The sequence below is a fragment of the Dyella sp. 05T440 genome (genome assembly GCF_056395965.1).
The window spans coordinates 1-13,972 of sequence record NZ_JBFTKN010000001.1; the positions used below are offsets into that span (position 1 = coordinate 1).

Sequence of the window (13,972 nt, forward strand, 5' to 3'; positions counted from 1 at the left end):
GCTATAGCGCTGTGGCCCCACCCGATCCCATCCCGAACTCGGAAGTGAAACGCAGCTGCGCCGATGGTAGTGTGAATTCTCATGCAAGAGTAGGTCACCGCCAGGGGCTTTATCCCTCAAACGCCTTCCCATCCGGGAAGGCGTTTGTCTTTGTGCGCTTTGAAAATTTTGCTGCATCGATACACGGCCAACTGCCACGGGCATCGTCTGAAAGCGCCGAAGTCGTCCGATGCGCGCTGTGCAGCAAAAACTTATCGCCTATGATGCAAAGCTCACCTGAGCTGCAAGCCGCGGAGCGTTTCCAGTGTTTGTCCATGTCGAAACCCGCCGTCGTCGGCATGTCCAATGGGCCACCGTGCTCGTGGTGGTCGTGTGCGTGATCAGTTTCGTCGGCCTGGCCTTGATGCCTGGGCCGCAGCGCATGTCGATGTGGCTCGAATGGGGTACCGTGCCGGCGAACATCTTCGATCCGAAGGCGCCGCTGCTGCCGCAATTGCACGATCCATCGCTGCTACGCCTGTTCACCGCGCTCTTCATCCATCTCGCCTGGCTGCATCTGCTGGGCAATCTATTGTTCCTGGTGATCTTTGGTTTGCCGGCGGAACGCGCACTGGGCTCGCTGCGCTTCCTGCTGCTGTTTGTGCTCGGTGGCATGGTGGCGAACCTAGTCGGTGCGCTTTCGTTGACTGGCGTGCGTTCGCCGATCATCGGCTGCAGCGGCGCCGTGTCGGCGGTGCTGGGAACCTACATAGCGCTGTTTCCCCGCGCGAGACTAGGACTGGTGTTGCCCCTGGGTCTCTACCTGGAATTCGTGCGCGTCCCGGCCTTTCTCCTGATCGGCATCTGGGTGCTGTTGCAGTTGCTCTTCAGCTACGCCGGGCCCAGTTATGGTGCGGTAGTGTGGTGGACGCATATCGCCGGCTTCCTGTTTGGCGTGGTGTTTGCCTTGTTTTCGCGAGAAGGCATCGCGCGGCGTCTACGCGGATAACATAGGCTCATGCGCAACAAGAAACTCTACAAAGTCACCTTCCTGCATCTGGGCAAGTGCTACGAGCTCTATGCCCGCCACGTGGCATCAAGCAGCCTGTGGGGTTTCACCGAAGTCGGCGAACTGGTGTTCGAGCCCGTGGGCGAAGGCCTGCTGGTGGATCCCACCGAAGAGAAGCTGCGCGACGAGTTCAAGGACACGCGCGTATTGCACCTGCCGATGCAATCGGTGGTGCGGGTCGAGGAAGTGGAGAGCAAGGGCGCGCTGGTGATCCGTGATGCCAGCGACGGCCAGAAGATCACGCCGTTTCCGATGCCGCCGCGCGGGCGCTGAATCGCTGGCTAGACGTGGCGGATTACCGCGATCAGGATCTCCACGGCAATCAACACGATGATGGCCAGCTCCATCAGCTCGCCCCGCTTGCTCGATGCCTCTTCATATAACGCCGCGTAGCTGTCGCGGATGATGGCCAGCTTGCGATCGACGGCTTTGCTGACATGCGGTACGCGAAACAACTCGAGTGCCGCCGCATAAACGCGCGCGAGATAAACGTCCTCGGTGACTTGCAGTGCGTTGTCGACTTTCTCGGTGATCTCGGTGACTTCCGCCACGAGCGTGTATAGATGCCGCGCCAGATCGGCGTAGCGTCGCGCTGCAAAAGGGTTGGCGACGTTGTGCGTCGCTTCCACCAGGTCGTACATGCGTGGCAGTTCGGCATCGAGCAATTCGTCGTAGTAGCGCAACTCCAATAGCTGGGCGTTCGCCACTTCGAGAATATCGACCACGTCCGACTCACCGCGCGGTTCGTAGATGAAGGCGCGGTCCCAGGTGACGACGGCCAGATCGTCGGTGTAATACGAAAAGCGCTGCCGCAGCAGTTCCTGGCGAGCAGACTCGGAGAGCGGTCGTGATTCACCGGCAAGCAAGGGCACAAGGTCCAGCTCGTCGTGAAGCGTTGCTGTACTCACGACTCCTTCGAGCGCATGTACCAGGCCCAGTAGATAGTCCTCGTGCAGGACGGCCACACTCGGCCGCAACAGCGCGGGCCCCACGATGTCCGTGATCTGCGCCAGCAGACGCGTCCACGCGTCTGAATCGGAGGCCAGACCAAACGCGGCATCGACTGCATTCACTCGCGCGCTGAAGTCCACCCATGAGAGATCGTCGGCAGGCACGCTGATGGATAAGGCGGCGACTCCGAACTCGTAGAGCCTCGCGAGCGCGGTGGCTTGCAAGGCGCGGCCACCGACATCAACCTCGATGGGACCCAGGGTCAACTCGACGGGTGGTACGCCGAACGTCAGCGCCTTCGTCGGCGCGGTCACCAACCGACTGCGGGCGGCGGCAGTACGCGCCCGTTGCGCCCAAAGTGATTCGGCGGCGGTCAGATCGATGGTGTCGGCAATGTCGACCAGCCGCATCGCAATGACCGATGCGCGGTGTACATGCGGTTGTCGACCCATGGTGTTCGTCCATGTGACGGCGCTCTGTGGAAGCTTCGCGCCGATGGCCCGATTCTAGACCGTGAGCGTGACAGTCATGTCAGCCGGCGGCCAGCCCATGGTGACGCGAGAACTGCCGGAACAGGCGGCGCGCCAGCGGAGTCGGGGCAACCTGCTTAAACGTGTGGTGCGGATCGAAGCCTTCGCGCTTCATGTCGTGGTGCTTGCGGTCAATGTAGGCGCGCATCACATCCGCATTGAATTCAGGATGGAACTGCGCGCTCATCGCGTTCTTGCCGTAGCGGACGAGATGATTCGGGTCGCGCGAGGAACTGGCCAGTACGGTCGTGTTCTTAGGCAGCTCGAGTACGCTTTGTTCATGCGTGGCATGGGCGCGAAATGCAGACGGGAAGCTGCTTGCCAGCGGATCGTTTTTGGCGGCATCGAGCATGTTCAGCGTCACGGTGCCGATCTCGCGACCGCCGGGCAGGTAGTCGACGCGCCCACCCAGGGCATGCGACATCAGCTGATGGCCGTAGCACACGCCGAACATCGGCAGCTCCAGATCCATGGCATCCCTGATCCAGCCCGCCGTGCGTTCGCTCCATGCGGCACGCTCAGTGACCATCGCGGCGGAACCGGTGATCAGTGCACCGGCCACTTCGCTGGGTGGTGGAAGTTGTTCGCCAGCTTCCACGTCGACCACGCGGATGCGCTCCGGCAACAGCTGTGCACCAAGGCGGAACCAGTGGGGAAAGTCACCGTGACGCGCGCGAATGGGAGCAGGGGCGCGACCGGTGCGGATGATCAGGACAGGCTTCATGCGATACGACGAATACGTTGGGTGAGCGAGCAGCGTCGTCAGACGACGCCATGTTCGATGGGCGGAATCACGGTCAGCACTTCCTTGACGGTGGTGACGCCGCGCGCCACCTGGGCCGCCGCGGAAATGCGCAAGGGACGCATGCCTTCGGCGAGCGCGGCGTGGCCGAAATGACCCAGATCCAGCTGCGATGAAATCAATCCGCGCAGGCGCGAGGACAGCGGCAGCATCTCGTAGATGCCGGTGCGTCCCATGAAGCCTGTATTGCGGCACTCCAGGCAACCGACCGGTTTGTAGACCTTCTCGGGCAGCGGCACGTCCCAGCCGTGCGTGAGCGCCGTCCACTCGTGCGGCTCCTGCTCGGTGGCCTGCTTGCAGTGGGCACACAGCGTGCGCACCAGACGCTGCGCCACCACGCCGGTCAGGGTGGATTGGATCAGGTAATGCGGTACGCCCAGATCAAGCAGACGCGTGATCGCGCTGGGCGCATCGTTGGTATGCAGGGTCGACAGCACGAGGTGACCGGTGAGCGAGGCCTGCACGGCCATCTGCGCCGTTTCCAGGTCGCGGATTTCGCCAACCATGATGATGTCCGGGTCCTGTCGCAGCAGCGTGCGCACGCCAGTGGCAAAGTCCAGGTCGATGGCCGCCTGCACCTGCATCTGGTTGAACTCGGGGCTCACCATTTCGATCGGGTCTTCGACCGTGCAGACGTTCAACTCCGGCGTCGCCAGATGTTTGAGCGTCGAGTAAAGCGTGGTGGTCTTGCCCGAACCGGTAGGACCGGTCACCAGCACGATGCCGTGCGGGCGTTCCACCATCGTTCGCCAGGCCTCGCCCTCTTCGGGCGAAAAGCCCAGCTGCGAGAAATCCTTGGCCACGATGTCCGGATCGAAGATACGCATCACCACCTTTTCGCCGAACGCTGTCGGCATGGTGGAGATACGCAGTTCCACTTCACGTCCTGAAGCAGAGCGTGTCTTGATGCGACCGTCCTGCGGGCGGCGCTTTTCGGCCACATCCATGCGCGAGAGGATCTTGATTCGCGCGGTGACCGCGGTCATCACCGGCGGCGGCAGCTCGAATACCTTGTGCATCACGCCGTCGATGCGAAAACGCATCAGGCCGGCTTCGCGGCGCGGCTCCAAATGGATATCCGAGGCGCGCTGTTCGAACGCGTATTGCAGCAGCCAATCCACGATGTGCACGACGTGGCGATCATCCGCGCCGACTTCGCCGCCCTTGCCCAGCTCCAGCAGCTGTTCGAAGTTGAGGATGGCGGAGGAGTCGTAGCCGGTGGTCTTGGCGTCCTGCGCCAGCTGGATCGAGCGTTGTACGCCGTAGAACTCCAGCAGGTAGCGGTTGATGTCGATCGGGTTGGACACCACGCGCTTCACGTCTCGCCGCAGCATCTGCGAGAGGTCGGCCGCCCATGCATTGTCGAATGGCTCGCAGGTGGCGAAGGTCGCTTCGCCCGGCGCTACCGCCACCGGCAGGATGCGATGGCGTTCGGCGTAGGCGCGGCTGACCACCTGGGTCACCGCGGCCACGTTGATCTTCATCGGATCGATTTTCAGGTACGGCAGCTGGGCGTGGCCGGCGAGCCATTCGGTCAGCGCCTCCAGGCTCAGCGGTCGGCCCGGATCGCGCTGGTTGGGCAGCTTGGCGTTGGCCACCAGCACCAGCGGATGCAATTCCACGGTGGCGCGGCCGCTGCGCGAGCCCATGCGCACCTGCTTGGCGTCTTCGGCGAGCAGATAGCCGTCGACCACCAGCGTGGCGAGCATTTCATCCAGCGCCAGCCGACTGCGGCGGCCGAGCAGGGACACTGTTTGCGGCGAAGCGGCCATGCGGCGATCTCTCCGATAGGCTTTCTGCGCTGGATTCCAGCGGAGAAAGCGGTCCCGGCTATACTAACCCGCTTTATTGAAGCCCACGGAAAGCCATGTCCGCGCGCACCTTCCAAGATGTGATCCAGACCCTTAACCGCTATTGGGCGGCGCAGGGTTGTGTCCTGCTGCAGCCCCTCGACACCGAGGTCGGCGCCGGCACGTTCCACCCGGCCACTTTTTTGCGTTCGCTCGGTCCCGAGCCCTGGGCGGCGGCGTACGTGCAGCCGTCCCGCCGTCCTACTGACGGCCGCTACGGCGAAAACCCGAACCGCCTGCAGCATTACTACCAGTACCAGGTGGTGATGAAGCCAAACCCGGACAACATCCTGGACCTGTACATCGGTTCGCTGAAGGAGCTGGGCCTGGATCCGCTGGTGCACGACCTGCGCTTCGTCGAAGACAACTGGGAATCGCCGACGCTCGGCGCCTGGGGTCTGGGCTGGGAAGTCTGGCTCAATGGCATGGAGGTGACCCAGTTCACCTACTTCCAGCAGGCCGGCGGCCTGGAGTGCCGTCCCGTGACCGGTGAGATCACCTACGGTCTCGAGCGCCTGGCCATGTACCTGCAGAACGTGGACAACGTCTACGACCTGATCTGGACCGACGGCCCGCGCGGCACCGTCACCTATGGCGACGTGTTCCACCAGAACGAAGTGGAGCAGAGCACCTACAACTTCGAGCACGCCAACGTGCCCGAATTGCTGCGCTGGTTCGACGTGTGCGAAGGCGAAGCCAACAAGCTGATCGCCGCCAACCTGCCGTTGCCTGCCTACGAGCAGGTGATGAAGGCCAGCCACACCTTTAACCTGCTCGACGCGCGCCGCGCCATCAGCGTCACCGAACGCCAGCGCTACATCCTGCGCGTGCGCACGCTGGCCCGAGCGGTGGCTGAAACCTATGTCGCACAACGCGAAAAGCTCGGGTTTCCCGGCCTGAAGAAGAACGTGAAGGAGCAGGCTGCATGAGCGCCGCCACCAAGCCGCTGTTGATCGAACTGGGCACCGAAGAACTGCCGCCCAAGGCGCTGGATGACTTGTCCGCTGCGTTCCTGCGCGGCATCTGCGACGGACTGGCCAAGCGCGGCGTGGACGCCGGCCTGGACGAAGCGAGGCTGTATGCTTCGCCGCGCCGTTTGGCCGTCTATATCCCGGCCGTGGCGGTCAACCAGCCCGAACAAAATGTTGAACGTCGCGGCCCGGCCGTCAACGCGGCGCTCGATGCCGATGGCCAGCCGAGCAAGGCCTTGCTCGGCTTTGCGCAGTCTTGCGGAGTGACCGTCGAACAGCTGGAAAAGCTCGAGACCGACAAGGGTTCGTGGTTCGTGTTCCGCGCGGTCAAGCCGGGCCAGCCGGTGGCGGCTTTGTTGCCTGAAATCGTCGACGAGGCGCTCAAGGGTTTGCCGATTCCCAAGCCGATGCGCTGGGGCGATCACGACTACACGTTCGTGCGTCCGGTGCACTGGCTGGTGATGTTGCACGGCGCGGACATCGTCGACGGCAGCGTGCTGGGCCTGACCAGCGGCCGCAAGTCGCGTGGTCACCGTTTCATGCATGGGCAGCCGGTGCACGTGTCCGACGCCGATATCTGGCTGGACTCGATGCGCGCGGCCAAGGTGCTGGCCGATCCGGCCGAGCGTCGCCAGAAAGTGCGCGATGAAGTCGCCCGTGCAGCCAAGGAAACCGGTGGCGTGCCGCAGCTCGACGAGGCTCTGCTCAGCGAAATCGCCAATCTCACCGAATGGCCGGTGGCGATTGCGTGCACCTTTGATCGCGAATTTCTTGCGGTGCCGCCCGAAGCGCTGGTCACCACCATGGAGACCAACCAGAAGTTTGTGCCGGTGTTCGACGCCAGCGGCAAGCTCACCGAGCATTTCATCGGTGTCGCCAACATCGAGAGCAAGCAGCCGTCGGAAATCCGCAAGGGCTACGAGCGCGTGATCCGTCCGCGCTTCGCCGACGCCAAGTTCTTCTGGGATGAAGACCTCAAGACGCCGCTGGCCGGCTATCAGGATCAGCTCAAGCAGGTCACCTACCAGCAGGCGCTGGGCAGCCTGTGGGACAAGAGCGTGCGCGTGGCCGAGCTGGCCCGCATCATCGCCGCCCGCGTGGACGTGGATGCCGGCGCCGCGACGCGTGCCGCCTCACTCAGCAAGTGCGACTTGCTCACCCGCATGGTCGGCGAATTCCCCGAGTTGCAGGGCGTGATGGGTCGTTACTACGCGGCGCACCACGGTGAAGCGGCCGACGTGGCCGAGGCGCTGGACAGCTATTACCAGCCGCGCTTCGCCGGGGACGCCATCGCGGCCGGCAAGGTGGGCCAGGTGCTCGCCGTGGCCGATCGCTTCGATACGCTGGCAGGCATTTTCGCCGTGGGCATGAAGCCCAGCGGCAACAAGGATCCGTTCGCCCTGCGTCGTGCAGCGCTCGGTCTTGCGCGTACGCTGGTCGAAGGTGGTCTGGAGCTGGATCTGCGCGGCAGTTTTGTCGAAGCGCTCGAATTGTTGCCGGAAGCAGCGCTCGCCGCTGGCCTCAAGCCGGGCAAGGATGGCAAGGCGCCTACGCTCGACGCCGGCAAGCGCCGTGCCGCGCTGGCTGACGAACTGGTCGAATTCGTGCTCGATCGCCTGCGCGGTTATTACGCCGAGCAGGGCTTTACGAGCGAGCAATTCGAGGCCGTGGCGGCCGTCTCGCCGTCCAGCCTGGTGGATTTCGACCGACGTCTGCGCGCGGTCGGCGAATTCGGTCGCCGTCCGGAGGCCTTGAGCCTGGCCGCGGCGAACAAGCGCGTGGCCAACATCCTGCGCAAGCAGGCCGAGGAAGCAGGCGCTGCACCGGTGGGCACCACGGTCGACCCCGCCCATTTCGAGGCGGAGGCCGAACGCTCGCTGCATGCCGCGCTCGACGCCGCCCGCGCCGACACGCATGCGCCGCTGGAAGCCGGCGACTACGCCGCGGTGCTCACGCGCCTAGCGCAGTTGCAGGCACCGGTGGATGCGTTCTTCGACAGCGTGCTGGTGAACGCGGAAAACCCGGCGGTGCGCGCCAATCGCCTGGCCTTGCTGGGTCAGCTGAAGGCGCAATTCGGCGCCATCGCGGACATTGCCCGCCTCTAGCAACCGGCCATCGCAGCAAAGAAAAACGGCAGCCTCCGGGCTGCCGTTTTTTTATGCCGTCTGCAATCGATGCACTTACGCAGCGACCTGACGGCCGCGCTTCACGCGCTCGTGCAGGCGCTGGTTGAACGAGACCATCGCGGTGGCGTCCACGTCGGTGCCGCCCGGGCCGAGGATTTCATAGAGGTCGGCCAGCATGTCGGCGTTGTCGGCCAGGGTCAGGCGGCTCTCGGCCAGGTCCAGCTCCGACTGCAGGATGCGCAGCGCCGTGTTGAGGCGGTTCGGATCCATGGCCAGGCCGCTGGCATGCAGCGTGTCCGCTGCGGTGCGCAGTTTGGAGCGATGGCGGTTGGCCATCGTTTCCGTATTCGTCTGGTCTTCGCCGGAGGCCATCGCGTCCGTGGTCTGGATGGTCCCTTCGCCGGCCACCAGCCACACCAGGGAAATACCCAGGGTCTTGGCCAGGGTCACGCAGCGTGCGCGCGACGGATCGGTATTGCCATCGCGCCAGCTACGCACGACACCTTCAGAAAAACCGCACATCCGAGCGATCTCGGTGACGCTGCCCACGCGCTGGATCAGCACTTTGATGCGATCGGCAAAGGTGGACGAAGACTCGTTTGTCGAAATTTTTTGCATGTTCATCGCATTTTCCTGGCGGATGGCGACTTGTAAGGGGAGCGTGGCCCGAAATTTAGAAACGTCAGCGTGAAGCAAGCGTTACGAAATCGTTGACACTCGTAAGAAATTTCTCATATGGTCGTAAGTTCTTGGTAGTCGCAGCCCCTGGGGAGCAACTTCTACCGAGACCAAGAACGCAACGGTTGCGAATTGGTAATCAAGAATGCGCCGGGTTGTTCAGCTGGCAGACAGCAAGTTTTGAGGGTGCAACGCCTTTGAAGCCTGCCACTTGCGAGCAAGTCGGCATTTTGGCGTCGGTTGGGGCCGGCGTCTTTACTGGGGAGTAAATATGCAGTTCCGCAAGAAAGTTGACAATAAACTTACGGTGGCCGTCCGCCTGGCTCTTGCCGTAGGTACCTTCGCAGCCATGGCTCCGGCCCTGGCGCAGAACACCAGCGGCCCCGCAGCCAGCGAGAGCGAGGTCAAGAAGCTCGAAACCGTCACCGTCACCGGTACGCGCATTCCGCGCGTCGACGTGGAAACCGCCCAGCCGGTGGTCACGATCGACCGCAAGCAGATCCAGAACCAGGGTTTCACCTCGGTTGCCGACATTCTGCAGAACCTGACCGAAGTCGGTTCGCCGCCGATCAGCCGCGCCAACGCGCTGTCGTCGGGCGAAGACGTGGGTGGCTATTACGTCGACCTGCGCAACCTCGGTGCCAATCGCACGCTGATCCTGATCAACGGAAAGCGCCTGGGCGCCAACACCTCGGGCCTGCAGGATCTGGGTCAGATCCCGGTGTCGGTGATCGACCGCATCGAAGTGCTGAAGGATGGCGGTTCGTCCATCTACGGTTCGGACGCGATTGCCGGCGTGGTCAACGTGATCACGCGCAGCAACTTCACCGGCGCCGAGGCCAATGCCTACGTCGGCCAGTACGACCAGAATGACGGCAAGGGCCAGAGCTACGACTTCACGCTCGGTACCGCCAACGAGCGCGGCTCGATCATGGCCAGCGCGCAGTACCAGAAGGACGATCCGGTCTGGGCAAAGGACCGCGAGTTCAGCGCCTATCCGGCGGGTCCCTTCCACCAGTTCCCGAACGCCAAGGACGGTGTCAACGGCTGGAGCGGCATCACCCAGAACGGTTCGTTCAGCGGCCCCTGCGGCCCGGGCGGCGCCAAGGCCACCTGTACGCTCACGCCGGGTACCGACCCGCGCAATATCGCCAACTACCAGCCGCTGACCACCTCGCGCTACGCCAACTCCAACCAGGAGATGTCGCTGGCCACCGGTCAGGAGCGCACCTCGCTGTTCGTGGCGGGCAAGTACAACCTGCTCGACAACGTCACGTTCAAGACCGACTTCCTCTACAACAAGCGCGAGACCCTGCAGCAGATCGCCGGTTATCCGTACCAGTCGGCCGCCTTCACCAGGCCGATGGCGGCCACCAGCTACTTCAACCCGCTTGGCACCACGCTCAACTTCGCCCGTCGCGGCTGGGAAGTGCCCCGTACGACCAACAGCGAACTGGAAACCTATCGCTGGACGGCTGGCTTCGAGGGCTACTTCGAGCTGGGCGGCCGCAACTGGAACTGGGACGTTGCCGCGATGACCAATCGCAACAACATGCTCAAGACCGGTCACGGCGACTTCAACCTGATCAATGCGGAGGCCGCCGTCGGTCCGTCCTTCATGGGCACGGATGGCAAAGTGCATTGCGGTACCGCCGCCAAGCCGACCGCCGGCTGCGTGGCGTGGAACCCGCTGCTGCCGTATGGCCAGGCTGGCGCCGGCTCGCTGGCGGATCCGGAACTGCAGGCCTTCCTGTTCCCGGAATTCCACGACACCGGCAAGACCACCACGACGGATTACACCGCCAACATCGCCGGTACCTTTGTGGGCCTGCCGGCTGGTGACATCGGTGTCGCCGCCGGCCTTGAGCACCGCCAGGAAGACGGCCGCTTCGTGCCGGACGCGTTCAACCAGGCGGGCCTGAGCTCGGGTCTGGCGGCCACCACGACCGAAGGCAAGTACTCGGTCAACGAGGCTTACCTGGAATTCGACGTGCCGCTGCTGCGTGACGTGGTGATGGCGCGCGAATTGTCGATCGACGTGGCCAGCCGCTACTCCGACTACGACAACTTCGGCACCACCACCAACAGCAAGGCCAGCGTCAAGTGGAAGCCGATCGACGACCTGCTCGTCCGCGGCAGCTGGGCGCAGGGCTTCCGCGCGCCGACCATTTCCGACCTGTACGGCGGTATCGGCAGCAGCTTCGAGTCGTACACCGACCCGTGCGATACCAAGAGCGGTTCGGCCAAGGGCAACCCGGCCGTGGCCGCGCGTTGTACCGGTGGCTTCGGCGGCCAACCGGCCGTGGCAGCGAACTATGTGCAGCTGGGCCAGGCACTCAATCCGTGCAGCACGTATCCGTGCCAGACCAACTACCAGTTCACCACCGGCTCCAACTCGAAGCTGACTCCTGAAACGGCGACCACCCGCACGTTCGGCGTGATCTACAGCCCGCACTACGTCGAAGGCCTCGACGTGTCGCTGGACTGGTACAAGATCGACATCAAGAACGTGATCAGCCAGGACGAAGTGCAGAACATCCTGGACGACTGCTACGTGGCAGGCATCAGCTCGCGTTGCTCGGGCTTCACGCGTGATCCGGCCAACGGCGTCATCACCAACATGTTCTACGGCCTGACCAACAAGGGCTGGCAGAAGACGGCGGGTTACGACTTCGGCGTGAACTACCGCTTCACCATCGACGCGATCGGCCAGTTCGCCACGCACTGGAACACCACCTATGTCGACTACCTGAACATCAAGGCCGACGACAATCCGGACACCACCGTGCAGCCGGAAACCGGCTACGGCGGCAACTTCCGCACGCGTTCCAACCTGTCGCTGGACTTCACGCGTGGCCTGTTCGGCATGACCTGGACGATGCGTTACTACTCCGGCATGACCGAGCGCTGCTCGTACGTCAATCCGGTCGAGTGCAACGACATCGACCACGTCGATCCGTTCAACGGCGCGCAGGCCCAGCGTCACACCGGCTCCACCACCTTCAACGACGTCCAGTTCCGCTGGACCATGCCGTGGAAGGGCACCATCTCGGTCGGTGCGAACAACGTGTTCGACAAGCAGGGCCCCATCATGTACTCGAAGCCGAACAGCGCCTTCGTGTACTACGGTGGCTTTGACATCGGCCGCTTCTATTACCTGAAGTACAGCCAGCGCTTCTGATCTTGATTGAAACCGTGCCGCATCCTGAAAAGGGGCGGCACGGTGTCTTGGGATGCATTTATTCAGGACCACATAACAAAAAACGCAGGACTGTCAGCGCCAATCATTTTTCAATGCCATGGAGGTTATTGTGAAAATCAGGAAAGCGGATTTGATTGCGAAATGGATGTTGTTGCTGGCAGTGGCCTGTATTGGATTACTGCGCGTTAATACAGCTTACGCAGCGGCGCGTGCGAACGAGCCGCCCACGATTATCTGCAATAGCTGCAATTTGGAAGAGCCTTACGCGGGTGGCGCGTCGAATGACGTGCGGACGACGCTGGGCGTGTTGACCTGGGCGGCATCGGTCGGCAACGTCAGATACTTCCCTTGGGGTGGCCCTGGCGCGGCAATTTGCAGGGAATCCGCAGTCGTCGCCAATAGCAGGTGCATCGTGTATTGGTTTAGCGGAGCCACCGGTCTATGGACCGGGTCCGACGATAACTTTCTCACTGACTCGTTCTGCATGTCGCATTTCAACGACGTGAATTGGCCGTATGACAGATGCGTGTTTGATCCGCAGGGTACGGGCGCGCCGCCGCCCGAATCTCAGCCGATCAGGGGGCCGATTTGCATCGTGGGTGGTATCCCGGCCTGCTGATTTCTAATGTGCTCAGGCGTTGACATTGAAGCGCTCTTGGAGCGCTTTTTTTTGCCGCACGGATGCGTGCACCAGCTCGAAACCGGTAAGCGGGCGTAAAGTGCTTTGCAGGGCTGGTTGAAGCCTTTGGTGGGACATACGCAAGCGCATGGAGCCAACTTTTACAAGCCCTTACGTTTGGGCTATCCTCAAGGGCTCCCCCGTGTAGAGTCGAGGCGTGTTGGGCGCCTGTTGGTTCTCGCGCTAAGCCCTGACTATCGATAGAGGTTTTCACATGCGCCGTCTTGTTTGGTCGCTGATGTCGGTCGCTGCTCTGGCTCTTGCCGGTTGTGGCAATTCTTCCCAGTCGTCCGAGGGCGGCGCGCAGGGCGGCGACGCCGCTCAGACGCCGGCTCAGGCCAACCAGATCACCGGCCAGGTGGCCCTGCGTGATGCGGCCACCACCGTGTCGCCTGCCGCGAAGCTCGAGCTGACCCTGATCGACGTGTCCACGCCGGACGCCACCCCGCTGGCCACCAAGACGATCGAGTCGGCCAATACGCTGCCGATCTCGTTCCAGCTGCCGTTCAACCCGGCTGACGTGAACCCGGCCGGCCTGTACGTGCTGAAGGCGACGCTGGTCGATGGCGAGCGTCACTACAACCCGCCGCTGCAGACCCAGGTGCTGACCAAGGGCATGCCGACCCAGGTGAACATCCAGCTCGTGGGCGAGCAGACCCAGGGTGAAAAGGAACTGGCTGCCTTCACCTCCGTGCAGAAGCAGATCGGCGGCATGAAGATCAGCAACGGCACCAAGCTCGAAGACAAGGTCTCGCGCGGCTGGCAGGTGTTCCGTGAAGCGGGCGAAGTGAAGTTCATCCGCGAAGAAGTCGACTACGGCGACAAGGGCTTCACCAGCACCGACTACGCCTACAAGGACGGCAAGCCGTGGGTGGTCGTGCAGCAGAAGAAGTCCAGCAAGGATTCCAAGCCCAGCTCGACCGAGCGCGCGGCATGGGGCCAGGACGGCACGCTGGTGCTCAAGACCAACGACCAGGGCAGCAAGAGCTCGCCGCTGTCCGACGACGAAGCGGCCAGCCTGCAGAAGCAGAGCCAGTCGATCCTGAATCTGGCGACGGGCGGCAAGGGCAAGTAAGTCCCTCGCTGGTTTCGCCGAAAAGAGCCGCCCGCAAGGGCGGTTTTTTTTGGCCGTATG

The 13,972-nt window shown here is 62.9% G+C and carries 11 protein-coding genes and 1 rRNA gene; 8 read left to right on the forward strand and 4 right to left on the reverse strand.

Annotated elements, in window-relative coordinates; translation table 11 throughout:
- The 3 genes from rrf to AC1DE1_RS00015 all read left to right on the forward strand — a co-directional run.
- A 5S ribosomal RNA gene (gene rrf / locus AC1DE1_RS00005) occupies positions 1-106 on the forward strand; the annotation flags it as partial.
- Between the two features lie 198 nt (positions 107-304).
- Positions 305-988: a rhomboid family intramembrane serine protease gene (locus AC1DE1_RS00010; RefSeq protein WP_441602698.1), complete on the forward strand. Its 684-nt coding sequence runs from the start codon at positions 305-307 to the stop codon at positions 986-988.
- A gap of 9 nt (positions 989-997) precedes the next feature.
- Positions 998-1,321 (forward strand): DUF1820 family protein, encoded by a 324-nt coding sequence (locus AC1DE1_RS00015; protein ID WP_046970761.1) that lies wholly within the window; start codon positions 998-1,000, stop codon positions 1,319-1,321.
- A gap of 8 nt (positions 1,322-1,329) precedes the next feature.
- On the opposite strand, the gene AC1DE1_RS00020 is transcribed toward AC1DE1_RS00015, so the two are convergent.
- The 3 genes from AC1DE1_RS00020 to tfpB all read right to left on the reverse strand — a co-directional run bounded on the left by AC1DE1_RS00020 (position 1,330) and on the right by tfpB (position 5,103).
- Positions 1,330-2,409, reverse strand: a complete 1,080-nt coding sequence (locus AC1DE1_RS00020) for a hypothetical protein (RefSeq protein WP_477177725.1) — start codon at positions 2,407-2,409, stop codon at positions 1,330-1,332.
- 121 nt (positions 2,410-2,530) lie between these two features.
- Entirely contained in the window at positions 2,531-3,253 is a 723-nt protein-coding gene (locus AC1DE1_RS00025; RefSeq protein ID WP_441602700.1) for a glutamine amidotransferase, read from the reverse strand.
- A 38-nt stretch (positions 3,254-3,291) separates the two neighbouring features.
- Positions 3,292-5,103: a type IV pilus assembly ATPase TfpB gene (gene tfpB / locus AC1DE1_RS00030; protein ID WP_441602701.1), complete on the reverse strand. Its 1,812-nt coding sequence runs from the start codon at positions 5,101-5,103 to the stop codon at positions 3,292-3,294.
- A 95-nt stretch (positions 5,104-5,198) separates the two neighbouring features.
- Between tfpB and glyQ the strand changes: the two genes are divergently transcribed.
- The gene (gene glyQ / locus AC1DE1_RS00035; RefSeq protein WP_121883603.1) at positions 5,199-6,110 is read left to right on the forward strand and encodes a glycine--tRNA ligase subunit alpha; all 912 of its coding nucleotides are present in this window, start codon (positions 5,199-5,201) and stop codon (positions 6,108-6,110) included.
- Positions 6,107-8,257: a glycine--tRNA ligase subunit beta gene (gene glyS, locus AC1DE1_RS00040; protein ID WP_441602702.1), complete on the forward strand. Its 2,151-nt coding sequence runs from the start codon at positions 6,107-6,109 to the stop codon at positions 8,255-8,257. Before glyQ ends, glyS begins: the two co-directional genes overlap by 4 nt.
- 75 nt (positions 8,258-8,332) lie before the next feature.
- On the opposite strand, the gene AC1DE1_RS00045 is transcribed toward glyS, so the two are convergent.
- Positions 8,333-8,902, reverse strand: a complete 570-nt coding sequence (locus tag AC1DE1_RS00045; RefSeq protein ID WP_441602703.1) for a helix-turn-helix domain-containing protein — start codon at positions 8,900-8,902, stop codon at positions 8,333-8,335.
- A gap of 325 nt (positions 8,903-9,227) precedes the next feature.
- On the opposite strand from AC1DE1_RS00045, the gene AC1DE1_RS00050 reads away from it, so the two are divergent.
- The 3 genes from AC1DE1_RS00050 (at position 9,228) to AC1DE1_RS00060 (ending at position 13,912) form a co-directional block, all read left to right on the forward strand.
- Complete coding sequence (locus AC1DE1_RS00050) at positions 9,228-12,137, forward strand: TonB-dependent receptor plug domain-containing protein (protein WP_441602704.1); 2,910 nt, start codon at positions 9,228-9,230, stop codon at positions 12,135-12,137.
- Between the two features lie 130 nt (positions 12,138-12,267).
- A complete protein-coding gene (locus AC1DE1_RS00055) occupies positions 12,268-12,777 on the forward strand; it encodes a hypothetical protein (protein ID WP_441611459.1) in 510 nt (169 codons plus the stop codon).
- A 274-nt stretch (positions 12,778-13,051) separates the two neighbouring features.
- On the forward strand, positions 13,052-13,912 hold the full coding sequence (locus AC1DE1_RS00060) for a DUF1481 domain-containing protein (protein WP_441602706.1): 861 nt from the start codon (positions 13,052-13,054) through the stop codon (positions 13,910-13,912).
- Positions 13,913-13,972 lie beyond the last annotated feature (60 nt).

Bases quoted from the DNA above. Each gene is read 5' to 3' on its own strand.
- glyQ (WP_121883603.1), top strand. From the start codon at position 5,199: ATGTCCGCGCGCACCTTCCAAGATGTGATCCAGACCCTTAACCGCTAT.
- AC1DE1_RS00025 (WP_441602700.1), bottom strand. From the start codon at position 3,253: ATGAAGCCTGTCCTGATCATCCGCACCGGTCGCGCCCCTGCTCCCATT.
- glyS (WP_441602702.1), top strand. From the start codon at position 6,107: ATGAGCGCCGCCACCAAGCCGCTGTTGATCGAACTGGGCACCGAAGAA.
- AC1DE1_RS00045 (WP_441602703.1), bottom strand. From the start codon at position 8,902: ATGAACATGCAAAAAATTTCGACAAACGAGTCTTCGTCCACCTTTGCC.
- AC1DE1_RS00060 (WP_441602706.1), top strand. From the start codon at position 13,052: ATGCGCCGTCTTGTTTGGTCGCTGATGTCGGTCGCTGCTCTGGCTCTT.
- AC1DE1_RS00015 (WP_046970761.1), top strand. From the start codon at position 998: ATGCGCAACAAGAAACTCTACAAAGTCACCTTCCTGCATCTGGGCAAG.
- AC1DE1_RS00050 (WP_441602704.1), top strand. From the start codon at position 9,228: ATGCAGTTCCGCAAGAAAGTTGACAATAAACTTACGGTGGCCGTCCGC.
- AC1DE1_RS00020 (WP_477177725.1), bottom strand. From the start codon at position 2,409: ATGCGGCTGGTCGACATTGCCGACACCATCGATCTGACCGCCGCCGAA.
- tfpB (WP_441602701.1), bottom strand. From the start codon at position 5,103: ATGGCCGCTTCGCCGCAAACAGTGTCCCTGCTCGGCCGCCGCAGTCGG.